Annotated in this window: 19 protein-coding genes and 1 pseudogene; 5 read left to right on the top strand and 15 right to left on the bottom strand. The window is 39.0% G+C overall.

Annotated elements, in window-relative coordinates; translation table 11 throughout:
* Window positions 1-143: 143 nt before the first annotated feature.
* Window positions 144-437: pseudogene (locus LX92_RS16145) on the bottom strand (transposase); the annotation flags it as partial.
* A gap of 146 nt (window positions 438-583) precedes the next feature.
* Here LX92_RS16145 and LX92_RS16150 point away from each other — a divergent pair.
* Genes LX92_RS16150 through LX92_RS16160 form a run of 3 tightly spaced genes read left to right on the top strand, consistent with a single transcriptional unit; the run spans window position 584 to window position 3,634 of the window.
* Window positions 584-1,759 carry a GNAT family N-acetyltransferase gene (locus tag LX92_RS16150; RefSeq protein ID WP_109652902.1) on the top strand — a complete coding sequence of 392 codons (1,176 nt, stop codon included), beginning with the start codon at window positions 584-586 and terminating at the stop codon, window positions 1,757-1,759.
* Between the two features lie 5 nt (window positions 1,760-1,764).
* Window positions 1,765-2,922, top strand: a complete 1,158-nt coding sequence (locus tag LX92_RS16155) for a GNAT family N-acetyltransferase (protein ID WP_109652904.1) — start codon at window positions 1,765-1,767, stop codon at window positions 2,920-2,922.
* A 58-nt stretch (window positions 2,923-2,980) separates the two neighbouring features.
* A complete protein-coding gene (locus LX92_RS16160; RefSeq protein ID WP_109652906.1) occupies window positions 2,981-3,634 on the top strand; it encodes a hypothetical protein in 654 nt (217 codons plus the stop codon).
* Here the strand turns inward: LX92_RS16160 and LX92_RS16165 are convergent.
* The 10 genes from LX92_RS16165 to LX92_RS16210 form a co-directional block, all read right to left on the bottom strand.
* Complete coding sequence (locus LX92_RS16165; RefSeq protein ID WP_109652908.1) at window positions 3,597-4,739, bottom strand: ATP-grasp domain-containing protein; 1,143 nt, start codon at window positions 4,737-4,739, stop codon at window positions 3,597-3,599. The two genes, LX92_RS16160 and LX92_RS16165, sit on opposite strands and share 38 nt — an antisense overlap.
* 180 nt (window positions 4,740-4,919) lie before the next feature.
* Complete coding sequence (locus LX92_RS16170; RefSeq protein WP_109652910.1) at window positions 4,920-6,089, bottom strand: OmpA family protein; 1,170 nt, start codon at window positions 6,087-6,089, stop codon at window positions 4,920-4,922.
* A 126-nt stretch (window positions 6,090-6,215) separates the two neighbouring features.
* Window positions 6,216-6,614 carry a hypothetical protein gene (locus tag LX92_RS16175; RefSeq protein WP_146197854.1) on the bottom strand — a complete coding sequence of 133 codons (399 nt, stop codon included), beginning with the start codon at window positions 6,612-6,614 and terminating at the stop codon, window positions 6,216-6,218.
* A 67-nt stretch (window positions 6,615-6,681) separates the two neighbouring features.
* Window positions 6,682-7,830, bottom strand: a complete 1,149-nt coding sequence (bshA, locus tag LX92_RS16180; protein ID WP_109652914.1) for an N-acetyl-alpha-D-glucosaminyl L-malate synthase BshA — start codon at window positions 7,828-7,830, stop codon at window positions 6,682-6,684.
* A gap of 162 nt (window positions 7,831-7,992) precedes the next feature.
* Window positions 7,993-10,905, bottom strand: a complete 2,913-nt coding sequence (locus LX92_RS16185; protein WP_109652916.1) for a glycoside hydrolase family 3 N-terminal domain-containing protein — start codon at window positions 10,903-10,905, stop codon at window positions 7,993-7,995.
* A 106-nt stretch (window positions 10,906-11,011) separates the two neighbouring features.
* Window positions 11,012-11,494: an ABC transporter ATPase gene (locus LX92_RS16190; RefSeq protein WP_109652918.1), complete on the bottom strand. Its 483-nt coding sequence runs from the start codon at window positions 11,492-11,494 to the stop codon at window positions 11,012-11,014.
* Window positions 11,495-11,533: 39 nt separating this feature from the next.
* Complete coding sequence (locus LX92_RS16195) at window positions 11,534-12,325, bottom strand: (Fe-S)-binding protein (RefSeq protein WP_109652920.1); 792 nt, start codon at window positions 12,323-12,325, stop codon at window positions 11,534-11,536.
* 19 nt (window positions 12,326-12,344) lie between these two features.
* Window positions 12,345-13,670: a (Fe-S)-binding protein gene (locus tag LX92_RS16200; protein ID WP_109652922.1), complete on the bottom strand. Its 1,326-nt coding sequence runs from the start codon at window positions 13,668-13,670 to the stop codon at window positions 12,345-12,347.
* Window positions 13,671-14,639, bottom strand: a complete 969-nt coding sequence (locus LX92_RS16205; RefSeq protein WP_109652924.1) for an MlaD family protein — start codon at window positions 14,637-14,639, stop codon at window positions 13,671-13,673.
* Window positions 14,640-14,786: 147 nt separating this feature from the next.
* Complete coding sequence (locus tag LX92_RS16210) at window positions 14,787-16,097, bottom strand: N-acetylmuramoyl-L-alanine amidase family protein (RefSeq protein ID WP_109652926.1); 1,311 nt, start codon at window positions 16,095-16,097, stop codon at window positions 14,787-14,789.
* A 131-nt stretch (window positions 16,098-16,228) separates the two neighbouring features.
* Here LX92_RS16210 and LX92_RS16215 point away from each other — a divergent pair, with 131 nt between their 5' ends.
* Both LX92_RS16215 and LX92_RS16220 read left to right on the top strand, forming a co-directional pair.
* Window positions 16,229-18,925 (top strand): putative LPS assembly protein LptD, encoded by a 2,697-nt coding sequence (locus LX92_RS16215; RefSeq protein ID WP_109652928.1) that lies wholly within the window; start codon window positions 16,229-16,231, stop codon window positions 18,923-18,925.
* Between the two features lie 111 nt (window positions 18,926-19,036).
* Window positions 19,037-19,417: a RidA family protein gene (locus tag LX92_RS16220; protein ID WP_109652930.1), complete on the top strand. Its 381-nt coding sequence runs from the start codon at window positions 19,037-19,039 to the stop codon at window positions 19,415-19,417.
* A 4-nt stretch (window positions 19,418-19,421) separates the two neighbouring features.
* Here LX92_RS16220 and LX92_RS16225 read toward each other — a convergent pair whose 3' ends face one another.
* From LX92_RS16225 to LX92_RS16240, 4 genes are all read right to left on the bottom strand, one after another.
* The gene (locus tag LX92_RS16225; protein ID WP_109652931.1) at window positions 19,422-20,273 is read right to left on the bottom strand and encodes an N-acetylglucosamine kinase; all 852 of its coding nucleotides are present in this window, start codon (window positions 20,271-20,273) and stop codon (window positions 19,422-19,424) included.
* Window positions 20,274-20,353: 80 nt separating this feature from the next.
* Entirely contained in the window at window positions 20,354-21,355 is a 1,002-nt protein-coding gene (gene gap, locus LX92_RS16230; protein ID WP_109652933.1) for a type I glyceraldehyde-3-phosphate dehydrogenase, read from the bottom strand.
* 22 nt (window positions 21,356-21,377) lie between these two features.
* Window positions 21,378-22,361: a 6-phosphofructokinase gene (pfkA, locus tag LX92_RS16235; protein WP_109652935.1), complete on the bottom strand. Its 984-nt coding sequence runs from the start codon at window positions 22,359-22,361 to the stop codon at window positions 21,378-21,380.
* 158 nt (window positions 22,362-22,519) lie between these two features.
* Window positions 22,520-26,905: a translocation/assembly module TamB domain-containing protein gene (locus tag LX92_RS16240; protein ID WP_109652937.1), complete on the bottom strand. Its 4,386-nt coding sequence runs from the start codon at window positions 26,903-26,905 to the stop codon at window positions 22,520-22,522.
* Window positions 26,906-26,920: the final 15 nt, after the last annotated feature.

Raw genomic sequence — 26,920 nt, forward strand, 5'->3', positions numbered from 1 at the left:
CCTTGTGGCGGCTATCTCGTTCATACGCATCCGAAGAAGCTCATCGTTCCTCCCCTGCGTTTTATAATAGAACACACTTTTGTGCAACAGCACCAAGCTGGTACAACGGTTTATGGAGATATTGTACTCCATGCGTATGTTGCAGACCATCTCCCGTTTTCGAGCTGGCCTCAGAACTTTTTTTTCAGTACATCCTGTAGGATCTGTTTGTCAAGGCTAAGGTCGGCAACGAGTTTTTTCAATTGCGAGTTCTCCTCTTCGAGGTTCTTCAAGCGACGTAGTTCCGAGACCCCGAGACCTCCATATTTCTTCTTCCAATTGTAAAAAGTGGCCTCGCTGACCCCCATCTTGCGGCAGACCTCGGAGACCCTAGTCCCCGTCTCGGCCTGTTTGATCGCGAACACAATCTGAGATTCACTGAATTTTGAACGTTTCATAAGCAAATAATCTATTTAAAGTTAAACATTTATTCGCCCTATTTTCTCTAATTTTATTCTGTCCAGTTTATCGGGAGGAGGTCACAAGGATTAATAATATATGGTGATTTGATTTTGGTATATTTAATATAATTAACATTTGATTGATGAAAATAAAAAAATACGTATTTGCTTATGACTTCTATGACACTAGAAGTATTTATCCCTTCTACAAAAATATCATTAATAAGACCAATGGGAAAAGCTATATAAATAATGAAACTTATGAATTTGATGATTTAGCAAGGACATTGCATGTTGTCAATTATATAAATCCATACTATACAATAATAATTAAAAGGAAAACTTCACTACGAGCCCTTAAATTCAAACAAACTAATGGCTTTATGGCCCAATTAAGAGACTTTACTTCTATTGAGCAATATATTTCAGCCAATATGGGCAGCAAAAGCAGGACAAAAATTCGCGGCTATTTAAGAAAATTGGAATCTTGTTTTAACATTAGTTATAAAATGCATTATGGGAAAATATCAAGAAAAGAATATGATTTTCTATTTGTTATCTTTAAGAGGTTCTTAGTTAGAAGGTTTAATCAACGGGGCGATAATCACGAAGCTTTTTCAAGGTGGGATTTCATCCAAAAAACCACATATAAAATGATATTGGATAAAACAGCTTCCCTCTTTGTGATTTACAATGAAGACCAACCTATTGACATATGCTTAAATTACCACCACCAAAATGTCATTGATAATGCAATCAGATCATATGATATTGACTATTCCAAATTTAGATTAGGCTACATCGACATATATAAGCAACTGGAATGGTGCTTTGAAAATGAAGTGGAAATATTTGACTTATCCATAGGGGATTTTGATTATAAACGCAAGTGGTGCAATGTCGTTTATGAATTTGAAAACCATATCTTATATGATGAGACCAATTATCTAAAAATGATATCCGCTCATTTACTTCTTACATTTTACCTCTTAAAAGGTTATCTAAAAGATAGAAATGTACATCTATTCTATCAAAAAATAAGAAACTTACTTAAGGCAAAAGAAAAGCCTGGAGTAAATCCTGATAATGGGTCAACTGATTTGGAACTATTGGAAAACCTCCCCCAAATAGAAAATATAACCCCAATCGATTTTTTGGATGAAAAATATATCAATTTGAGAAAACCCATCCACGATTTTCAATATAGTTACTCTGAACATTCAAAAAACCTAAGCGTATATAAAGTGAACAATCAAGACACCATATTCTACGTTAAGGGTTTAAATAAAGTTATGAAAATCAGTATAAAAAGCACTTAGTATAAATGCAAAAAGAAAATAATTTTCTCTTAAATTTATTTGAAAAAGAACATGGTATTCCTGAATATTATGAATCCATTAGTTTTATAAATAATGGGGGGGTTCTATACAAAACTGACGCAAAAGGTTATCATTACCCAAATAGTAATGCGTTATATCATATCACCTTTTTTCCGGACTATCTTGCCGGTAAATTTAAAAATGAATCCGAATTAAATATTAAAAAGTTCAATCTTGTAAAAGGTTATTGTATTGATTTAACCGACTTTCAAGATGTGGACAGCTATCTAAAGCACCAATTCAAAAAAAACGCAAAAACCATTCGAAGATTTGTAAATAGACTGGAATCCTGTTTTAATATCGAGTACAAGTTTTTTTATGGTCAAATTCCCAAAGAAGAATATAACCATCTGCTTGCAACACTTCGAAAAATGATTCTCCAGCGTTTTGAACAGCGCAATGAGGAAAGTAAAATTATTTCGAAATGGGATAGGACCGTAGCCCTTACTTACCCACTCCTATTGAAAAAAAGAGCTTCTATATTCGTTATATATGATAATGGAAATCCTATTGAAATTGCAATAAATTATCATTTTAACCAAATATTATTCAGCTATATATCTTCCTATGATATCGACTACTCAAAATTTGGGCTAGGACATGTTGAAATTTACAAGCAATTGGAGTGGTGTCTTGAAAACAATTTCAACAAGTTTGAAATGGGATGGGGCGATTTGGATTACAAACGCAGGTGGAGCAATCTTATCTATAATTTTGAACAATATTTGTTTTATCAAAAAATGTCGTTCATTGCTAAATGCAAATTTAAAATCAAAGAATTGACAATTAACATAAAGCTATATTTGATTTCAAAAAATGTGCATATTTATGTTAGGAAACTTAAAAAACAGATTTCCCGAAAAGGTAAATCCAATGATATCGATTATGAGATAGTCCCAATCGAAAATCCAGAATTGGAAGTGCATTTCAATAAAATAGACCATCACCTGGAATCATATACATTTTTAAAAAAAATAATCAATGATTTCTTATATAGTTCCATAGAGCATGTGGCAAACGTAGAAGTTCACTACAACCAAGACAACAATACTTATATCATCAAAGTATTGCAGCATGCCCAAAAGGTGATTTTTAAAAAATAACATAGTTACCATCAAACTATCAATGAACAAAAAATTGAAGTAACTGAGATATTTACTTATGTCTAAAAAAAAATACATTCTACTGATAAGTACGGTATATACCATTTGTCTTGGTCTTATCGTATTAACGTTTATCGCAGGATACGTATATCATATTCCGTTTGAAAAAATAACTGGGGATCCGGCTAATTACTACAATGCACATCCGTTTACTGGAATTGTTTCCAATATCGGTGCATTAATGTGGTGTTCCACATCAAGTATATGCCTATTTGTTGGATTGCTTTTAAATAGAAAGGGTATAAAAAGAGAAGCAAGTTTTTTATTAAGTTCTTCAATATTCACATTTATTCTTTTAATTGATGATTTTTTTATGTTCCACGATTTTATTTTTTATTCATTTCAAGGTTTAACTATGGAGCCTATTATTTTTATAATATATGCGTTTCTTTTGATTCGTTATTGTATAAGTTATTTCAAAATAATAATTGAGAACAATTACTATATTTTTAGTGCAGCCATTATTTTCCTAGGACTTTCAGTGATTTTAGATTTATATTTTCCTAGTGAAGGATTGGAATATTTTGTTGAAGACAGCTTAAAGCTTATGGGTATAGCAAGTTGGATGTTGTATTTTACGACTACCTCTTATCACCTATTATCCGAAAAGACTTTTATTTCTTATAAAAAAAACGTGCCAAATAAGAATTGATATAAAGTAGTATTTTAGCTATAAATGGTATGGGGTCCAGTAATAAAAACTTTAAAGCAGTATTTTTCCAGAGATAACCTCCATTTAGAATTAAAAATGCATTCTGTTTAAGTCGTTTTAATAATCCTTTTATACTTAGAAATTCGATGTAATTATAGGTGGGCCTTTTAAATTTTTTATTAGTTGATATGAGATAATATAAATACGGAAAATTAATTCCAGCGGCTAATGATGCATCCAAAGATCCCCAATACCTTGTATTCACTTCAATTACTTTAAATTTACCATCATTTTGGTCAAATCTTAAATCAATGTGGGCAACTCCAGACCAATTTAGTGTCTTCATTAACTTTTTGACGACCGTATAAAGATTCTCTTCATATAAAAATTGTACTCCTATTGGAGGCGCAAATTTTTTGGCTCCATATAAAACCCCCTTCTGAATGGTAAATGCCCGAATATCCCCTTGATCACATAACACGCTACAGTCAATATCATATCCCCCTATGAACTCTTGAAAAATAAAATTATGTTCTCTTTTAATCTGCTTAAAATAATCCTGAAACTCTTCTTTTTGTTTAAATAACAATATTCCAGAACCACCATCGGTGACATTCAATGGCTTTACCAACAAAGGGAAATCCTTTTCTTTAACGGCCTGATAATTATCTTTATTTATATGGTAAATCATTGGACCAGAAATGTCATTCTCAACCAAATGCTTTGCCAACAATGCTTTATTATTGGCTATTTCAAAATCTTTTAAAACAGGTAGAACCACAAGTTTGTGATTCTCCTTGACATATTTCTTAAATTTTATCAGGGTTCGGATACCATCTTCAAAAATGGGCATTATCAAATCAATATCATGCTTTAACAGCTCAGCATTTATATTGGCAATCCATTCCAGTTCATTTTTGGCTTTTGGATAATAAGAATACTTATAGACATATCTTGAAAAACGAGAAGGACCACTTTTTTTATTAGACATAACATATAGCCTAACATCAGGAACCCTTGCGAAACAATCCTTAACATGATTTGTTAAAAGCTCATTTTCTCCATCGGGTATCAGAATCGATAAACAAGAACTAATATTTTGCATTAATTAATATATTTCTATAAGTTAGAAATAAAACACGAAGGTCAAAACAAATATTCAAACACTAATTATTTGTAATCAATAACGCAAATAAAATAATCTTTTAAAGGTTTACCCCATTTTTAAATACATCTCAGCCAAATTTAAGTAATTTCTTAGATAAACTATAAAACGCATAAACCATTAAAACTTAACCACCTCAAACGCCGACCTCCTATTCTGTCTGTGTTTTTCTTCAGAACAACGGATGGTACCATCACATTCATTGACCAATTGGGTTTCACCAAAGGCCTCCCCTACTAGTCTAGCCCCATCTATCCCTTTCTGTTCAACTAAATACGTTATGGTATGTTGCATTCTTTTTTCGGAGAGCCACATATTGTATTTTCCTGGACCCCTGGAATCGGTATGGGAGCCTATTTTCAAGGTCACGGTTGGATTCTCTTGTAGAATCAGGGCCAACTCATCCAATAACCTCTTATAGGGTTTGTTTAAATTGGAAGAATCAAAATTAAAATATACATTACCCAAGGCAGTGATAGCGTCTTTTATTCCTTGTTTACGTTGATTCTCGGCATCGAGTTCCGCTGCCAACCGAGCATTTTCCTTTTCTTGGGCCAATCTTTCAGCAAGGGCGGCCTCATCTTTGATCCGCTGTTCATTCGCCAAGGAATCAGCTATTCGTTGCCTTTCCTTTTCCGCGGCCTCGATCATCGCCAATTTCTCCTCCCCTTTTTTGGAAAGTCCTTTTTCTATTCCAAATTGGTAAACTATACCGGCGGAATGCTGTATTTGCTTAGTAGAACCTTCCTTAATGCCCCATTTACCCATAGTATTGAAGTTAAGGCCCCATCTGTCACTAAACCAAGTGTTAAAGCCAAAACCTGTGTTTGCCGTCATTCTCCCCACATTACCTATAGAAGTATAACCCGCCCCTACATGAACATAGGGATCAAACCAGCCTGTTTCCCCAATCAATTTATTTACATCATAACTGATTTTTCCATCAATAGCATAATAATCTCTGGATGCCGTATTTATTGCCCCATCAATGACCTTCCCAACCTTATACTTATTATAGGTACCTATTGCTTCCAGTCCAAGACCATTTTTAAAAAACCTACCGATACTGATCCTAGATGGATAAGGCACAGCATTCCAAGTTTCATCAATATCCAAGAATCTTTCCCCAAAAGGGGTAGCTGTATCGTCGACAATATTCAAGCCGAGCCCCAACACCCATGAGCTTTGGACAATACTGTCTTTTGAAGTTAATTGTAAACTATCTTGTGAAAATATCGGGGCACAGGCAAGCATTGAGCATGCCAACGCAAATAGCGTACTATTTTTCATAGGTGTAAATTTAGATTTAGGCTTTAAAACAGTAAAGGAACAATCAATGGAAAGTCTGTACAAATAAGTTGTTTGAACGGCACGGATTTTCGTTAGGTTGCATAAAACATGCGCTAAAATAGGATCTTAACGCTCTTTCTGAAACGTGATTTTCTTGGATGTCAATGGCATTTTATAGACCCTGAACGGACTGACAATTACTGAGGAAGTGGTTCTTCCTTTCTTTTTTTCAATCGACGACCGCACTATTAACTCATACTCATTTTCATCGGCAACCGCCAATGTAATTTGCCTACCAAGCGGTTGTTCCCCACTGCAATGGATCAACACCATTTCCTTGGTAAAGTCAACTTCAGGAACCGGCAACCCAGGTTTCCGCGTCTTATTGACTTGTATGAAGAACTTCTTTAAGGATTTACTGTCTTTAATGATCAAGGTTTCCGGACTACTTGACCCACTGTAGTTGTCATGTAATACCATCGTAAGTTTTCCCGCGCTTTCATTCAAGGCTACTCCTTTTTCCATAGCCGCCTTTTTCTGCCCATTACAAGAGAATATAATTGTAAAAATGAATATGGACAGATATCTCATCTTATTTTAAGGTTGCATCCAATCTCGTTTTATAGGCCTTTAAATATATGGCCTCGTATAAGGGAAGTACATTTAGGATATCAAACTTTTTAGCCACTCTTGCGGCATTGTCCTTGAATTTTTCCAAGGTCTCATCATCCTTTAAAATTTTCAATGCATTGCTGGCCATTTCATCCACATCGCCAACATCACTCAAATAACCTGTGACCCCGTGTATATTAACCTCTGGTATGCCTCCGGCATTACTTGATATCACGGGAACCCTATTGACCATTGCCTCTAAGGCAGCCAAACCAAAACTTTCCGCCTTGGATGGCAGTAGGAATAAATCTGAAAAGCAAAGAATCCGATCGATTTCATTACTATTGCCTAAAAAATGGACCTTATCGGTAATACCCAATTGTTCACATAGGAATTCTGCATTTTCCTTTTCAGGCCCTTCACCTACCATAACCAATTTAGCCGGGATTTCCTTTTGAATCTTATAGAAGATATGTATGACGTCTGGAATATGCTTTACCGGTCTAAAATTACTGATATGGGTAATGATACGTTCATCATCCTTCGCCATTGAAGAGCGCTGACACTCGGTATAGGACGGATTTTCATATTTGCTGATATCGATAAAATTCGGGACAACCTCGATTTCCTTGGTTATATCAAAGAACTCCAAGGTACGTTGCTTTAAATTTTCTGAAACTGATGTGACCACATCGGATTGGTTGATGCTGAAATTTACAGCAGTCTTATAAAAAGGATGTTTGCCCACTAATGTAATATCGGTCCCATGCAACGTGGTTATCATTGGGAGGTATATTCCCTCTTCCTCCAACATCTTCTTGGCCATATAACCGGCATAGGCATGCGGAATGGCATAATGCACATGTAACAGTTCTATCCCGAACAACTTCACCGTATCTACCAATTTACTTGATAAGGCCAATTCATAAGGCTGATAATGGAACAAAGGGTACTCTGGCACATGAACTTCATGAAAGTGTATTCGCTGGCTTAATAAATCCAATCGAACCGGTTGGCGATACGTGACAAAATGGACTTCATGACCCCGGTCGGCCAGGGCAATGCCCAATTCAGTCGCAACAACACCACTCCCACCAAACGTCGGGTAACATACTATAGCTATTTTCACTTGTTGAAAATTTTAATATTATAAGATGAAAAAGAAATCAGGAAAATAGTAAAGTACCTTAGTCGGTATTTCCTCATTATCCTTAATAAAAAACAATCCTTCTGGGATAAATACATATTGATTACCCTTTATATCGCAATTTTATTTTCACAAAACTACCTCTTAATTAATAATGGCATCGTAAATAGCCTGCTGAATCCTTGTTCTTAACGCAGATTTAACTAAAAGGGTATTCGATGATGTTGGGTACGTCCTGTTCGATAAAAACACGTAAACAATCTCCTCTTCAGGGTCTGCCCATGTATAGGTACCCGTGAAACCACTATGGCCAAAACTCTTACGGGAGACACATCCGCATGTAGGCCCACTTTCCTTTAACTGGGGTTTATCAAAACCGACCCCTCTTCTAACATTCTTATCACAAAAGTAACAGGTATTGAATTTCTTAATGGTCCTTGAATCCAGAAAACGTGTTCCTCCATATTCCCCACCTTGAAGGTACATTTGCATGATCTTGGCCACATCGTTTGCATTACTGAACAAACCTGCATGTCCTCCTACCCCACCTTGCATGGCGGCCCCCATGTCGTGTACATATCCTTGAACGGTTTGGTAACGGTAATACTTGTCTTCCTCTGTTGGTACGATTTTGTTTTTAGGGAATTTTTCAAGTGGATTATAACTTGTATGAATAGCCCCTAAAGGTTTATATAGAAAATCATCGGCCAGTTTATCCAATGGGGTTTTATATGTATCCTCAATATACTTTTTCATCACATAATAGGCTACATCACTGTAACGATACCGGTTCGATTTTAAATCTTGTCGACCTATGCGGTTATAGATAGAATCTTTGTAGGCATCGGTTAAATACAGGTTATCGGTTACCTTGATACTGAACCCCTCCGTAGGTTTATGGCGATAAAACTCTGAAGAGGGTTTCCTTTTTTCATCCAATGTACTTACATAAAAGGCTATCCATGCCGGTAATCGTCCATAGTGCGACAACGCCTTTAGAACGGTGACATTCTTAAGCGCTGATTCGGAATACTCGGGTATAAGGTCCTGGAAGGTATCGTTCAAGGCTATTTTACCACTTTCCTCCATCTTCATCAATACAGGTAAGGTCGCAAGGATCTTTGTCAATGAAGCCAAATCATAAATATAATCCGTCGTTATTTTCTTATCCGATGTATAGGTTGGTTTTCCAAACCCTTTATTGTACACGACTTTCCCTTTACGGGCGATTACTACTTGGGCCCCTGGGAACATTAACGAATCGAGTCCGTTTTTCATGAGCTTATCCACCTCGGCCAAACCTTTCGAACTTAGGCCTACCCGTTCGGGAATACTATAACCAAGTCGTTTTAACGAACTTACTTTAACCGTTGTATTCACAGGAAACCTGTCATGCACGGAAACCGGCAAGACCCCCTTACCCTCAATCGCGCCGAAGATAAGCTGTGCGGTTTTTTGTTGGGCAAGAACACTGTTTTGATAAGCGACCACTACCCCATCTATACTATTAAAGGAACTTACATCCATTAAGGCATAAGGTTTGGCAAACACGGCCAACACCAAGTTAGAGGTTCTTTGGTTGGCAATCTCTTGGAGCCAATCCAGTTCCTTTTTTGAAAACTTATAGGATTTCCATGGACTTTCATTGCTCTTATGAAGTCCTATGATCACAAGGTTGAATTCCTTTAATTTTTCTTTTAACGTCGTTATGTCCTTCCCGTTTACCTGGGTTACCTTGGCGTATTTATTCAGTTCATCAATAAATGGTTGGCTATCCGCATCACCGAATTTTACATAGGCTATCTTCTTGTTCTCCAACTTTTTTATTCCCAAGAGATAGAAGTTGTTCTTTACGACCGTTATTGCATTCTCTATGGCCTCTTCATAAATTAGGTCATTTTCCAAATCATTAAGATCTTCGTACAAATGATCAATGGCTATAGGTTTGTAGGAATTTAATCCGACTTTATATTTGGCCATCAATATCTTCTTGACGGAGCTAGACAGTCTTTCTTCCGTAATTCTTCCAGTGTCATAAGCCTCTAGCAACTTTTTCTTTGCCTTGGCCACCTCTGTAGGCATTAATAAAATGTCATTACCGGCCAAAAAAGCGGCCAATTCCACATCCCCATCCTTACCTTGGGTACTAACCCCTTTCATATTCAAGGCATCGGTAAAAACCAAACCATTGAAACCCAATTGTTCCTTTAGAATCCCTGAAATGATCTGTTCTGATAAGGAAGAGGGTAAATCTTCCTTGATCTCCAGGCTAGGTACGTTCAAATGGGCTACCATTACACTGCTAAGTCCAGCTTTGATCAATTTTTTATACGGATAGAGTTCCAAACTATCCAACCGTTCTTTGGAAAAGGGGATTAAAGGCAAGGCTTTATGTGAATCTGTTGCCGTATCCCCATGCCCTGGAAAATGTTTTCCACTGGAAAGAACCCCTGCACTTTCCATTCCTTGCATAAAGGCAATTCCCTTCCTGGCCACATTGTCGCGATCTTCACCAAATGAGCGATTACCGATTATGGGATTCAACGGGTTTGTGTTGATATCGATATCCGGGGCAAAATTGATATGAACCCCCAAACGTTTGGCGTGCATCCCTATTTGTCGACCGACTTTCGCTACGATTGAATTATCCTTAATGGCCCCTAAAGTCATATTCCAAGGAAAGGCGTAGGTGGAATCCAATCGCATGGCCAACCCCCACTCCGCATCCATTCCCACCATTAAAGGGATCTTTGATGCCGCTTGAAATGAATTTGTGAGTTTTGCTTGCCTAACGGGCCCACCGGTTGAAAAGATAACACCGCCTATATGATGTTCCTTTATAAGTGATTTAACCTTGGCAATACTTGCCTTGTCTTGGCTAGATGCCACACTCACCATGAACAATTGCCCAAATTTTTCATCAAGGCTCATGGCCTCGTATTTGCTATCGACCCATTTTTGCTGACCCACACTATCCTTTGCCACCAAAGGATTAAGTTGGGCATTTGCACAAAAAACAGTGAAAAATAAGAATAAGAAAATGCTATACGATCGCATATTGGACAGGTCTAAGGAAATAACTTAAAAGCAAAAATAATATTGCATTTCATCGATATTCTAAAAACAATGGAATATCGGTTACAAATACAATACCAAAAAAATTCTACATGAAACGGCTATGCCAGCTTTCAGAGGCAGGTACCTCCCAATGTTCCAAATATTCCCCTTTATTGGTCACTAAATTATTAAAGACGATAGTGTTTTTTGAAACTGCCTTTTGCTTCGCCATTTTCTTAAATTCATTTAAGGGCTTATAGGCAACGAATTCACCTTGTTTATAGGAAACATTCATTTTATCGAGTAACTCCACATTGTATTTCTTTTCCAATTGTTGGATGAAATGTACCGAAGCGTCAATGGAACAGCCCGAAGCTGATGTATTTGTCTGGTCCAAAGCCAAGATGATAAATCTTTTATACCGTATCTCGTAACCAGCCTTTAAATCACTACCGTGGGTTGTCCATTCCTCTATAAATGCCTCCATCGCTTGCCTGATTTCCTGTAGTTCCTGTTCCGAAAAGCTACGATTGGCCTGGAATATCCAAATTCTTGATGAATCTGGCAAAGCATTGAATTCTACTAACATAGTTTTTTTTTGATTTTGGGTATTGTGATATATATCTGATTAAAGATCTTCCGCGGTAGCGATGAGCTCCGCAATATCCATAACCTTAATATCATTTTCCTTTTCTTTGTTCTTTACACCATCGGTCATCATGGTATTGCAAAATGGACAGGCGGCAGCAATTATTTCCGGTTGGGTGTCCAAGGCTTGTTCTGTTCGTTCAATATTAATGTCCTTATCCCCTTTTTCCGGTTCCTTGAACATTTGCGCTCCACCTGCACCACAACATAATCCCCGTGATTTACAGTTTTTCATTTCGACCAATTCGGCATCCAGCTTCTTGATCAAATCCCTAGGAGCCTCATAAACACCATTTGCCCTTCCTAAATAACAGGGGTCATGAAAAGTGATTCGTTTCCCCTTGAAGGTACCTCCTTCCAAGGTAATCCGCCCATCATCCAACAGTTTCTTTAAAAACTCTGTATGGTGTACCACTTCATAATTGCCTCCCAATCCAGGATATTCGTTCTTTAGGGTGTTGAAACAATGTGGACAAGCGGTGACAACCTTGGTTATCCCATAGGCATTCATCACCTCTATATTCGTAACCGCCTGCATTTGGAACAAAAATTCATTCCCTGCCCTTTTTGCCGGGTCTCCGGTACAACTCTCCTCTGTTCCTAAAACCGCAAACGATACATTGGCCTTGTTCAATATTTTAACAAACGCCTTGGTAATCTTTTTTGCCCGATCGTCAAAACTTCCTGCACAGCCGACCCAAAATAAAACTTCAGGTTGCTTTCCTGCTGCAAAAAGCGCTGCCATTGTCGGTACTTTCAATTCACTTCCCATAGTAAGGATCAATTATTTTTTATGCTTCGTCTTTCCAGTTCAACCTATCCATTTGATTGAAAGGCCAAGGTGCTCCATTATTCTCAATATTCCCCATCATATTATTCAGGTCTGATGGTGCCGCGGATTGCTCCATCACCAAATACTGCCTCATATCCATAATAATCGATAGTGGATCAATGCTCACAGGACATGCTTCCGTACAGGCATTGCAAGAAGTACAGGCCCACAGTTCTTCCCGCGTGATATAATCATCCAACAACTGCTTACCATCATCAACAAAATTGCCCTTATTGGTATCAATATTCTTACCGACTTCCTCGAGCCTATCCCGGGTATCCATCATGATTTTTCTTGGTGAGAGTTTCTTCCCGGTAAGATTCGCAGGACATTCACTGGTACAACGGCCACATTCCGTACAGGTATAAGCGTTGAGTAACTGAATCCTGCTAAGGTCGGTAACATCCGAAGCCCCAAATTTACCCGGTTCCCCAGCATCCTCTGCGGGAGCGGCATAGGGATCCGCATCGGGATCCATCATCAATTTGACTTCCTGGGTAACAGCATCCAAATTGTTGAATTTTCCTTTTGGGCCAATCTTTCCAAAATACGTATTCGGGAATGCCAACAGAATATGTAAATGTTTCGAATAATAGAGGTAATTCAAGAAGAACAGGATGCCTACAATATGCAACCACCAAGCACTTCTTTCTATAATGATCAGTGTTTGTGCGGACATTCCATCGAATAAAGGAATTAAAAATTGACTTATAGGAAAGGAACCTGCCTGCACATAATGTGCCGCACCCATTTGTTGTAACTGAAAATCCGATGCATTCATGGTCAAAAAGAGACACATTAAGACCAGTTCTATATACAAGATCATATTACCATCGTTCTTGGGCCACCCTTTCATTTCCGGACTCATGAACCGCTTAATCCTTATAATATTCCTACGTATCCAGAAAATTATCACGGCTACGATAACCAAAAAGGCCAAAATCTCGAACGAGGCGATCAATACATTGTAAAAGACCCCAAGACCTGCAAATAACCTATGGGTGCCTAGGAGTCCATCCAAAACAATCTCGAGGACCTCAAGGTTGATCACAATAAAACCTACGTAAACGAGAATATGCAATATCCCAGGAATAGGCCTAACGACCATTTTGGTCTGTCCTAGGGCAATCTTGAACATATTCTTCCAACGTTGTGGTTTATTATCATTGACCACAACATCTTTTCCCAACTTAATATTCCTAATAAGTTTCTTTACATTCCGGGCAAAAAAAACAATCCCCACTAGAAGGATCAGGGCGAAAGCGATGTTAGTGATATATTCCATTTATGGCTGTTCTATTTTATCGGCAGGATCATTATCGGGCAATGTGTAATCTTTTTGTTTTTTCCCAAAAACAGAAACATTCACATATCGTTTAGGATTCAAACGGAAATCCTGCAATAATAAATCCAATTCCTTTGATGCATTATTCAGATTATTATACAGTGCCTCGTCTTTCATGAATTTCCCCATGGAACCATCCCCGTTTTCTATCTTGGCTAGAATCTTATCCAAATTGGAAACCGTGGATTCCAAACTGGCCATTGTTCGTCCCAAACCTGCATTGTTCAATGAATCGGAAAGTTTTGCGAAGTTGGAAGACAATTCCGTGAAATTGGTTAGGGAACTGTCCAATTTACCTTGGTTTTTTTCCAATAGATCATTTAAAATCTTGGCGCTTCCCTGCAAACTTCCCATAAGCTGGTTGAGACCCGCGATGGACTCCCTCAATTCATTCTTGGTCTTTGCATCCAAGATCTGGTTCACATTCATCAATAGCGTATCCGCATTGGTAAATGCCCCTTCAATCTTTTGTTGTAACGGAGTAAGTTTCTGCTGCACCAGTTCGGTCAAGCCTGGGCGCGTAGCGGTAACCAACGTATCGCCTGACTTTGCATCGCGAGCGCCGTCAAAAACGGGTCGTATCTGTATACCCTTACCCCCAATTATGCCCGTATCGTACAATTCAGCCTTACTGTTCTTGGAAAAGGTGAAATCATTGCTCACTGAGAATGTAACGAGTAAATCTCCCGAAGTATCCTTGAATTTAATATCATTTACAATGCCCACGTTATAACCGTTAATCGAGACCTGGGTGCCAGGTTGAAGACCTCCAACATGTTTATAAACAGCATAAAATGTCTTGCTATTATCAAACAAGGGTGTTGATTTTAAATAGCTGAAACCTAAAATAAAAAGTAGGATACCCCCCACTACGATTATTCCTGTTTTAATTTCCCTGGATAGTTTCAAATGGATTTATTTATTGTTGTTAAACGCCTATTTAAAATTATATGGATTTGATTCTTATACCTTTTCAGATGAAAAACACATAATAACCCAATTTCATTTTAAAAACAAGCTCTAACAAAATTAGAAATAAAATTGAGACTGCTGTTATTATTCCGAAACGTATTTAAGCGCTTCGGTAACCGGAATTCGTACACCATCCTTATATGCAACAATATAGGAACCGGAAAAACCCTTAATATCAGCATTTGATTTTAGCATTTTTGCCTCCGTAAAGGAATTGGCATTCCCATACATATAGCGAAAGAGATTCTTATAGGGTTCTCGGGTTACCCTTGCCAGCCCTTTAAAATTCTGGGGGACCAATTCGATATCCTTGGCACTGGCCATTATTTGCACCTTAAAGGATATCTGGGGTGTTTCCTGCTTCTTCACGGCAGTCACTACCTCCGTTACAGTCGACTCCTTTTCTCCCGAGACCTCTTGGGCCATGGTTCCCTTATCCGCTACAGGCGTTGATTTTTCGGCGGCTTCCAACACGGGTTGTGTTTTTGGCTGCTCTTCCTTCTTAGGAGCCGCCGCCAATTCATTTACGGGCTTTTCCTTTTTCACCGGTATCGACGCTTCCTCTTTGGGTGCCAATTCCTTTTCAATCTCTTTGTTTGGAACATACCCGATACCAGTATGCACATTTTTCTTGTAAATGAGAATCGCATCCGCTATAGCCTTTCCAACTTCGGCTTGACCTTTTTTCGAATTCAGGTAGGCCCCTTCCGATTTATTGGTAAGAAAACCTGTTTCTACCAAAACACTGGGCATAAACGTCTGATGCAATACAATGAAACCTGCTTGTTTTACTTTTCTATTCACACGTTTCAACTTCCCTGTGAAATTATCCTGGATCATTTTGGCCAAGGCAATACTCTGATCCAAAAACTCTTCCTGCATTATGGTCAACCCTATAATGGATTCCGGCGAGTTGATATCATAATCCGCATACCTATCGGCATAATTATCCTCAAGATAGATTACCGAGTTTTCTTTCTTTGCTATTTCAAAATTTTGCTTGTTGGCATGTAAGCCCAAAACAAATGTTCCCGCACCATGGGCGTCGGAAGAATGTGAATCACAATGCACTGAAACGAAAAGATCGGCATTGGCCTTATTGGCAATTTCCCCACGCACGAACAAATCGACAAATGTATCGTCCTTTCTTGTATAAATAACCCTGATATCGGGGTTGCTCTCCAAAATCCTACCCACATTCAAAACAATTTTCAACGCAATGTCCTTTTCCAGATACCCATTTCCCAAATTACCTGGATCATGCCCGCCATGACCCGCATCCAAAACCACTACAAACTTACCATCGTTCCTTTGTGGTCCATTATCATTGGCATATGCAGAATATAAAAAGGGCAATAGTAATAAAACGGCAAGAAAAAAACGGTTGAAATTCATATATGCAAGATGATTTGAGAATCTTAAATTGGTTAAATTTATTGTAATACCCTATAAGAGGAACAAAAAATATATGTAAGTTTGACTTCCAAAAATCAAGCCATACTGTTACAAAAATAGGATATAAAGCCTTGCAATCAAATAAACACTATTCACTTTTCCTATTCCTACTTATAATCGGTGGTGTTTTTGGTCATGCCCAAGAAGGAAAAATAGTGCCATTACCCATTAAAGCTGAGCAGGATACGATTATCGCCCCCTTACTTACCGAGGCCGAACTCTTAAAGAATTCCAAGAATGATTCCACGGCTGTTGATACCGTAAAAACAAAACCTCCGCTTTTATTGGACGTCATTAAGTACAAGGCAACGGATTATGTGAGACTAAATCAAAAGGAACAGAAGGTCTATCTCTATAATGAGGCTGAAATCCAATATCAGGACACAGAACTACGGGCCGGTATCATTGTCATGGATTATGTAAAGAATGAAGTATATGCCGGTCGTATAAAGGATTCGCTTGGCAATTATTCACAACTCCCTTATTTTAAACAGGGACAGAATGAGGTGATTCCAGACTCCATACGCTTTAATTTCGATACCCAAAAAGCCATTATTTGGAATTCGAGGACAGAACAACAGGCTGGTCTAGGACAATTGGGTAGTGACGCCATGAAGGTTTATGCCGATGTTACCAAGAAAGAAAATGACTCGGTCTATTTTTTGAGTGAAGCGAAGATCACCACATCGACAGACACCATAAACCCTGATTATTACATTAGGATCCGTAAGGCGAAGTTTGTACCTAAGAAGAAGGTTATCGCGGGATACAGCAACCTCTATATTGCCGATGTACCAACGCCAATTGCCATGCCCTTTGCCTATTTTCCCTTGACCGTTGGAAGGGCCGCAGGGGTTATGATGCCCACCTTTGGAAATCAAGCCGACAGGGGGTATTTCCTTCAGGACTTGGGTTACTATGTGCCTATTGGTGAATATGCCGATATATTGGTTACTGGGGATTTTTACACCAACGGTAGTTGGGGTTTCAAAACCCAATCCATCTATTCCAAACGCTATAAATACAGTGGAAACATAAACTTCAGGTTTGAAAATTTGGTTACCAGCCAAAAAGGCTTTAGCGATTATAGCCTCACCAAAAACTGGAACATCCAAATTTCGCACTCCCAGGACACAAAAGCGAGTCCGAACTCCAGGTTTTCCGCTTCCGTGAATATGGGTAGTAGTGAATATTACAGAAATTCATTGCAACAACGTAATTTACCAAGTACCCAGAACAATACGCTATCTTCCTCGATTTCATATTCCAAGACCTTCCCGGCCTACCCCTCAGTGAATATGAGTTTAACGGCTACCCATAGTCAAAACACCAATACCAAGGCCATTGAATTGACCTTACCTACCTTACAGGCCAGTATGGAACGGATCTATCCATTTGCCAAAAGGGATGGTATCAAGAAAGGTATAATTCAAAACATCAACTTTCAGTACGATTTGAGTGCCGCGAACAAGATTTCGACCACTGATGACGATTTTCTGAAAAGCGAAATGTTCGATGGGGCAAAAATGGGGGCAAAACATACTATTCCCATCACCACGAACTTTAAGGTGGCCAAATTTTTCAGTGTTAGTGTCGGAGGTAGTTATGAGGATGTTTGGACCATGCAGACCTACGATAAAAGCTATGACAATGACCTTGAAGAGATTGTCACAGATACCGTCAGTGGATTTGACCGATTCAACAAATACAATTTCAGCGCCAGTGTTGGAACCACTTTATACGGGACCTTCAATTTTGGGGAGGATAAAAAAATTCAGGCCATACGACATGTCATGCGTCCTTCATTAAGTTATGGGTACGCCCCTTCCTTTGAGAAGTTTTATGATGAGTATATAGATGGGGATGGGGATGTGGTTCAATTTACACGATTCCAGAACACACTTTATGGATCACCCAGCTTAAGCAAATCGAACAGTCTAAGTTTCTCATTGGCCAACACCCTCGAGGCAAAAGTAAGGGACAAGGATTCGACCGCCACAGAACCAAAGAAGGTTCCGATCCTAAGTAATTTCAATATTTCAACGGGCTATAATTTTGAATCGGATTCCCTTAAATTGAGTCCATTAAGTGTAAATGGCGGTACCTCCATCCTCGACAGCAAAATGTCGATAAACTTTTCGGCAGGATTGGATCCTTATGCCATTGACAACAATGGAACACGGATAAACACCCTTAATGTAAAAAATGGTGGAAGTCTTTTTCGCTTAACACGGGCCAATTTCAACGTTGGATACTCCTTGGACAGCGAGATTTTCAACAAAGACAAGAAAAAGGAAAAGAAAGATGAGAACCCTTACGACTACGTTGCCCAAAGTGGAGGTCGTACGGATGATCTCTTTGGCCGTGCCGATAATTTTCAGGATAACCCAATGAACGAATCGAAAGAAGGCGAAGACGTGGAAAACCCCATATACGGCACTAAAATTCCATGGAATCTTAGACTTGCCTATTCCGCATCGTACTCCAATTCTGCACGACAAAATGAATTCAGTAGCCATTCATTGATGTTTTCCGGCGACATAGAACTCTCGCCCCGATGGAAGGTCGGTGGTTCCTCTGGTTATGACTTTAAAGGGAAAGGATTCACCCTGACGCAATTACGTTTTGAACGCGATTTAAAAAGTTTTGTGATGCGCTTTAACTGGACCCCTTTTGGCACCTATAAAAGATGGTACTTCTTTATTGGGATAAAAAGCTCGATACTCAAGGACCTTAAATGGGAGAACAGAAGCCAACGGTCTAGATAACAACGAAAGTTTAGCTATATAAAACCTTAATATTCCGTTATTTTAGTATCCCTAACACTAGAGACATAAAGCATCGTTATAAAATGCATTAATCCATAAACATTCCATCCAATGAAGAAAATAATAAACACCACAAACGCCCCCGCACCAATAGGCCCTTATAACCAAGCGGTTCTTTCTGGCAATACATTATATATATCCGGGCAGATACCCATAGATCCAAAGACCGGCAACCTCATTGAAGGCGATATAGCCAAAGAGACCAAACAGTGCATGGAAAACCTCAAAGCGATACTTCTTGAAGCCGGAATGACCTTTGAAAATGTGGTCAAGTCATCTATTTTTATCAGTGACATGAACCAATTCTCGGAAATAAACAATGTTTACGCCAATTATTTTGATGCAGCCACAGCCCCTGCAAGGGAAACTGTAGAAGTGGCCAATCTACCAAAATTCGTAAATGTGGAAATCTCTATGATCGCCGTTGTTTAAAACGCTATATATTCTGCTGATGGAAGTGCATTAAACCTTCAATCGGTTTTTGGCGGATTTCCCCAACTATCAAATCATTACGTTCCAATACCGTGGTAAGCTCTTCCATTAGATAAAATGCTACGCTTCCCACAAAATTGATTGGCACTTTTGTGGCCAATTCGAACTGCATGATATAGTTATTGACGAATTGCTGAAAGCCTTTATCGATTACGCCTTTGCAATATGGGTGCTCTTTATTTTCAATCAAGAATCTAGCGAACGTGGCCAAATAGGTATTTGGATTCGGCTGCTTGTAAAGGTTCTCTTTGATCACATCGGCCTCTAAATCGAATTCCTTGGAAAACTTCATCCCTAAGGACTGTGGCATTTTATGGAAATAATAGTCCCTGATCAATTTTCTGCCAAAGAAGTTACCACTACCATCATCCATCGGAATATACCCCAAAGAAGTCACTTTCTGAATGGCTTGGTTACCATCGTAATAACAGCAATTGGAACCCGTACCTAGAATACAGACAATTGCTTGATGACCTATTTTGGTAGTAGCATAAATGGCTGCATAAGTATCTTCCTTTATGCTGGCCTTGGCGTTCGGGAAAAAATCCGCAAAAATCTCCTTAAGGAAATTTTTCATTCTATCCGTACCACAACCGGCACCATAAAAATAAAGCCTAGTTACCTTTTCGCTATTCTTGGAAAGTTCAAAATTATTTGCTAGACGATCTTCAATGACTGGGCGTGTAAGAACTTCTGGGCTCAAACCTAGGGTTTGGGTCATAAACAATTGATTCCCTTTTTCGTCCAGTGCAATCCAATCGGATTTCGTAGCACCACTATCAACAATTAATATCATAGATCACCATTTAAAAAGAATCCTGAAAACTATTAAAAATCAATAATTTTCAGGATTACATATACTAATTAATTTAAAAATTATAGGCTGTGTACATATTGTACCATATCAACCATTTTATTGGAGAAACCTGCTTCGTTATCATACCAAGAGATAAGTTTAAAGAAACCAGGGTTCAATTCAATACAGGCCTCTGCATCAAAAATACTAGTCCTCGAATCCCCAACAAAATCCTGGGATACTACTGCCTCTTCAGTATATCCTAAAACACCTTTCAATTCTCCTTCCGAAGCAGCTTTGAATGCTTTTTTGATCTCGTCTAAAGATGTTTTCTTAGAAACCTTTACTGTTAAATCCACAACAGAAACATCTGCAGTAGGCACCCTAAAGGCCATACCTGTCAATTTACCTTCCAAAGCTGGAATTACCTTTGTTACCGCTTTAGCCGCACCGGTTGAAGCAGGGATAATGTTCAACATAGCACTTCTACCACCTCTCCAGTCTTTTCTAGAAGGACCATCAACGGTCATTTGCGTAGCAGTGGTAGCGTGTACTGTAGTCATTAAGGCTTCTTCAATACCGAAGTTATCATTCAATACTTTAGCCAAAGGAGCCAAACAGTTGGTAGTACAAGATGCATTTGAAACAATGGTATCAGATGCTTTCATCTCTTTATGGTTAACACCATAGACGAACATTGGCGCGTCTTTTGAAGGAGCTGAAATAACAACTTTTTTGGCACCACCATCAATGTGGTATTGGGCAGTTTCCAAAGTGGTGAAGATACCTGTACATTCGGCAACGATTTCCGCTCCAACAGCATCCCATTTAATAGATTTAGGATCTCTTTCCGCAGTAATACGAACCGTTTTACCGTTAACCTCCAAATGACCGTCTTTTACTTCGACTGTACCATCGAATTTACCATGAACAGAATCATACTTTAACAAATATGCTAAATGATCAACATCCAACAAATCATTGATGGCAACGACCTCTACATTATCGTTTTTCGCAGCGATGCGAAATACCAATCTTCCAATTCTACCGAATCCGTTTATACCTATTTTCAATTTTGACATCTTTTACTTATTTAAATTAAAATTATATTGACATTATATCTGAAACCCTTATGAGTTCTTTATCGATTTTAGTATGACCCTTTATGGCCTTGTGTATCGGGGTTAGTATAAGTTCATTGTCCTGAACACCTACCATAAGGTTGGTTTTGCCCTGTAACAGCGCCTCTACGGCCTTAACTCCCATTCTACTGGCCAATACACGATCATAACATGATGGGGAACCACCACGCTGCATATGTCCAAGAACAGATACCCTTACATCATAATCAGGGAAATTCTCCTCTACATATTCCTTTAGCTCAAAAATATTCTTCCCGGTTTTATCACCTTCGGCAACGATGACGATACTCGATGATTTTCCTGATTCCTTACTTCTTTTTAAGGATTCCAACAATCGCTCCCTTCCCAAATTCTCTTCTGGGATCAATATCTCCTCTGCACCAGCGCCTACACCGGCATTCAAAGCGATATGGCCCACATCACGGCCCATAACCTCTACAAAGAACAATCTATTGTGGGAACTTGCCGTATCACGAATTTTATCTATGGCCTCAACCACCGTGTTCAAGGCAGTATCAAAACCTAACGTGAATGTCGTTCCGAAGATATCGTTATCAATAGTGCCCGGAATTCCGATTATAGGGAAATGAAATTCCTGGTTGAAAATCATAGCTCCGGTAAAACTACCGTCACCGCCGATAACCACAAAAGCGTCGATACCTTCCTTGCGTAAATTATCGTATGCTTTTTGACGACCTTCCTTGGTCCTGAATTCCTTACAACGGGCAGATTTCAAGATGGTACCCCCCTTATTGATAATATTGTTGACGCTCCTTGCATCCATGGGTTTGAAATCACCCTCGATCATTCCTTGATATCCTCTGTAGATACCAACACATTCGACCTTTAAATAAGCACAGGTCCTAACAACGGAACGTATCGCTGCATTCATTCCTGGGGAATCTCCCCCTGAAGTAAAAACACCTATTTTTCCAATATTCGCCATATAGAAAATTAAGCCAACAAAATTAACAAACTTATTCCATAAAAAGAACTGATTTAACCCTTAATATCAACCGAAAAACACCCTCAATCGTTTTCGCTTAATAAATAACACCCCGGTGTTCCAAATAACACATTTCAGGTCTAAATTGTTACATTACATCAAGGCTTTCTGGTTTTCTCCTGAAACAGCAATAAACTATCCCTACCCATCACCTCAATCGGCATAGGTTGCTTTTCCCCTTCCCCCTCTTTGTTCTTCTTATTGTTGAACATTTTCCGCATAAGCTCTTTAAAACTATTGAAATCGACTTCATAGGATAAGCCTGCTCCTTGGGTGTACCCTTGACGTTCCCCCAACAATGCCTGTATTTCATTTTCCCTATTGAAGAACTTCGCACTCAAGGTGCCTTCCTCATTCAAGAGTAATTGCAATTCAAAATCCCCCGCCACAACTGTTTCGGTAGCCCCACCGACAGGAACACCGACCTTACCGTTCAAAAGGATCCGATCACTGATTTTTGTTGACACCGTAACCCCTATCCTATTCTCCGTTTCGATATCGGCACTTGTATCCTGGATCCCTTGCTCGTAGGAAAGTCCTAAATTGAACTTATCATTACCCCCACTAAGGACCTGGTTCAACAAGCCCGATGCCGACTGGATCAAGTTTCCCGTAACGGCTTGCGAATTAATTCCACTTTGATCATTCACGAAAGTACCTTGGGCCAATAAAAAAATAGCATTCTTTTCTTCCACTTGGGGATCTTGCAATCGATACTCCAATTCTGATTTCACGATTGAACTTGTGCCCGGGAACTCGATACTGAAGTCTATTTCCGGACTCTGGAGCTCATCGGTTAACTGTATGACCACATCTGTGGGTATTCTTCGGGTATAACCAGCATTATCCAACAAAGGTGCTGGATTCGCATTTAAGGAATATACAGCCTCCATATTCAAAGTTGCGGAGAGCGGATCTCGATCCCAAACGATGGTGCCCCCCGGTTTTACTTTAAACGTCTTGTTGACCACACCCCCAAACTTATAATTGAACTCCCCGGTCACCACAACGAAATCTCCGTACATTTCAAATTTATCCTTGGTATTGATCCGGATCAGCAGCAAACCTTCCCCAGTACCTTTTAAGGAACTTCCTGTTTTTTGATCGGTAACGATCTCAACCTCGGCATCTGGCGTTACATCCAGGTTGAATTCCATTTCCAACCCTTCTATTTCCTGCAGCACCCGCTCTTCCCGGTCGATTTCACGTTCGTTCTTTTCAATAAATTTTATAAAGGAATAATCCCCGACCGTAGCCACATCACTTAACGGGATCTTCAGGGAGGTGCCTTCTGCGGTTTTTCCATCCACATTAATGGTCAATGCCTTTGTTGATCCAAAAATACGCCCTGAACCATTTAAAAAGCCTGTACCATAATACAACACCTCTTCCTCAAACGGAGTATCCAAAATCAGGAAAGGGCCATTATTGGTATCCACATTCAAATCCAACGCCCAATCCTTAAAGAAACTATGTGTTATGGAACCGTCCAAGGTAGCCCTGGTATTGCGCGCCACGTCGGTAATCTTGATTTCCTCAAAATTAAAGGACTGATTGGACAGTCTAACACGGGAGTTTTGGGCAAAACCGTAATCAACGTTTAAATAAGGAATCGCGATACCGGCATTATCAAGCGTCAACAAACCACTAAAAACAGGATTGTCAATGTCGCCCGTCAATTTAGCACTGCCAAATAATTCCCCTCTGATATTTGTTATCACCCCTTCTCCCAACGGACTAAACGGTTCTAGATTGAACCCATTGAAATTGGCCATTAGGTTCGCTTGGGGCAATTCGGTTTTATTCAGGATATTCCCAATAACGCTTAACTTCTCAACCCCATTATCCGTTATTTGGGTATTGACCACAAAATCGGTAAGATCACGATTACCAACAATACCCATGGTCAAATCCCCCAAACGGAATCCGTTGACCGAAAAATCGGTTATGCCCAAATTCGAAGAAGGTAGGTACACGTCATCCTTTTGCAATACGTTCAAAGTACCATTGACCTCACCTTCCAATCTTAAACTGTCGATTGCTGGTGTAATCTTGTCCAAGGAAACAATCTTGAATTGCAACTCAAGATCCTTATAGGTAGAATCGGCCAATTGCCCCTTTAACCTGATTTGCTCATATTTACTATTGTTCATCACAATTTCCTCGATCACGATACTATCAAGGGTCTTATTGAAAATGACCTTGTTCTTGTTGTTCCCTTCCCTATTCAAGATCCAGGTATTATTCTTAAAACTGATATCGGATTTCTTTAAGCCTATCACCGATTTGTTCGCCTTGTTGAAAGTATGGTAAAAGTTCAGGTTATAACTATCATTATATTCACTACCCCCTTTAAATTCCGCCCTAAAGAAAAGCGTGTCCTTCAACGTGGTATTGATCAGATTGAAATCCTTTACATCGTAATAATTGGTCGATAAATCCCCTACGGAAATGAAGGTATTGAACAATGGGTTCTTGTTATCTATCTTAATATCTATATTGTCCGCTTCATTGCCAAAAGCCAAGATACTGGGCGATTTGAATGTTAATTTAAAATCCCCCTCGTCCGCAATTATGTTCCCCTTGATAAAGGTATTGGGGTCAAATTTGACATCAGGAAAAAAGACATCAACGATTTTATTGTATATCTTAAAATTAAAGGCCAGGGTCTGCCCCCCGGATATATCGAAAGGCTTATAGTTGGTATAGATACTCCCCAAGGAATTCTGCAGCAATTGCCCCAATTCCTTGACCCGGAAATTACCCCTTAAATAACCTGTTATGATATCCGGCGAGTTAATATCGATGGTACGGATAGAATCATTTTCAAAGGATGATGTAACCTTAAAATCGTCGAAATAATAGGTATCGTTCTTATTTTGGAAAATCGTTTTGGTAAAATTGACATCGCCCACGATATTGTCCAAGGAATTCCCTGTAATGTCAATATTTACTTTTCCCTTGAAAATAGAGACACTATCATTGATGAAATTCAGTTTTTTTAAATCGGCGTGTTCAACATTGGCGATGAAATTGAAATTGTTGCGATCTTCCCCAAAATCGGCCAATCCCTTAAAATTGAATTTGATATTGGGGTCATTGCTATAGATTGAACCATCAAAAAGTTGCTCTTTCAGAATACCGGAAACCTTCAGGTTCTTATAGTCATAGTTATTGAATTGTATGCTGTACACCTCCCCTATGACTTCGGTATTCAGCTTTTCCTGCACAAAACCTTTCCCCTCAACATTAAAATCGAGGGTGGTTTTCCCCAATTTATCATTATCCACAAAACTACCCAGGTCAAAATCGATCAAAGAGACAAACCCCTTATAGGCGGCATTATCGATATTATTGAAGTCGGTCAATTCCAAATCGGCATAACTACTACCTACGGCCGTATTCAAATTGACCTTGGTTTTTACCGAACTCTCTGTTACTGTGGCTTCACCCCTTACGGTAAACTGTCCGAGTTTACTAAACGTTGAGGACATCGACTTACTACTCATGAAGTTGGGCATCAAAGACCGCAATTCATAGTAGGTACTGGTTACGTTTTTCATTTGGGCCTTCATTACAAAAGGCTCTTTTTTGGTAAAGAGGTTCTTAAAGTTGAAATCACCCCGCACCCCAGTGTTTTCAGACAAAAGGAAGAGGTTATCGGCATTAAGGTCATTTAAGACCCCGTTGAAATCCCCTGAAAACGAAACTACTTTCCCTGCTCCAAATTGTTTATAAAGTAGGTTTATATCATCTAGGGACAGGTTAGAATCCTTAAAATCAGCTGTTAATCTTACCTTATTCAAAAAATCCTTGAAATCCTTCCGATCATAATCAAAAACAAGATTTCCGGTCAATTGGGATTTGGGCGTTTCAATACCCAAGGTATCAAAACGCATTTGCTGCTTGGTATATTTAAACTTGGTAGCGAGTTTTTTTACTTCAATGTTGCGTTTATCCTTAAAGGACATAGCCTTTATGTCCGTGGAGACCTCGGGCCCTAAGATCAAGAAATCCCCTGCCGAAATGTTCAACTGCCTAAAGTCCAACGTTTCCTCGTTCTCAAGGTTTTCATCTATCAACCTAAAATTACTATGGGCTATCTCAACACTGGATGATGAGAAAAAAAAGGGAGGTGTACCCGGTTTCCTGGGTTGTTTATCGTCGAGCTTGTCTATAAACACTTCCAGATTGGTCAGCGTACTGTCCTTGTAGGTTTTCAGTTTAAAATTGAGCTTATCAATGTCGATATGCCCAAACTCCAGCTTTCCCTTTGTTAAATTACGGGCACTTAAAACCGATGTCCCCAACTCATTGATGTAAAACAAAGTGTCTTTTTGATAATCCTCAATATAAATACCTTTGATGGCCACGTCCCACGAGATCAATGAAAGGCGAATCCCGTCGATATTGATATTTGTACCGTAGGTGTCATTTATTGAATTCGTGGCATATTTTGCAAAACGGGTTTGGACAAAAGGCATAGAAAGCACTATCGT

The organism is Maribacter polysiphoniae (assembly GCF_003148665.1).
Taxonomy (GTDB): Bacteria; Bacteroidota; Bacteroidia; order Flavobacteriales; family Flavobacteriaceae; genus Maribacter_A; species Maribacter_A polysiphoniae.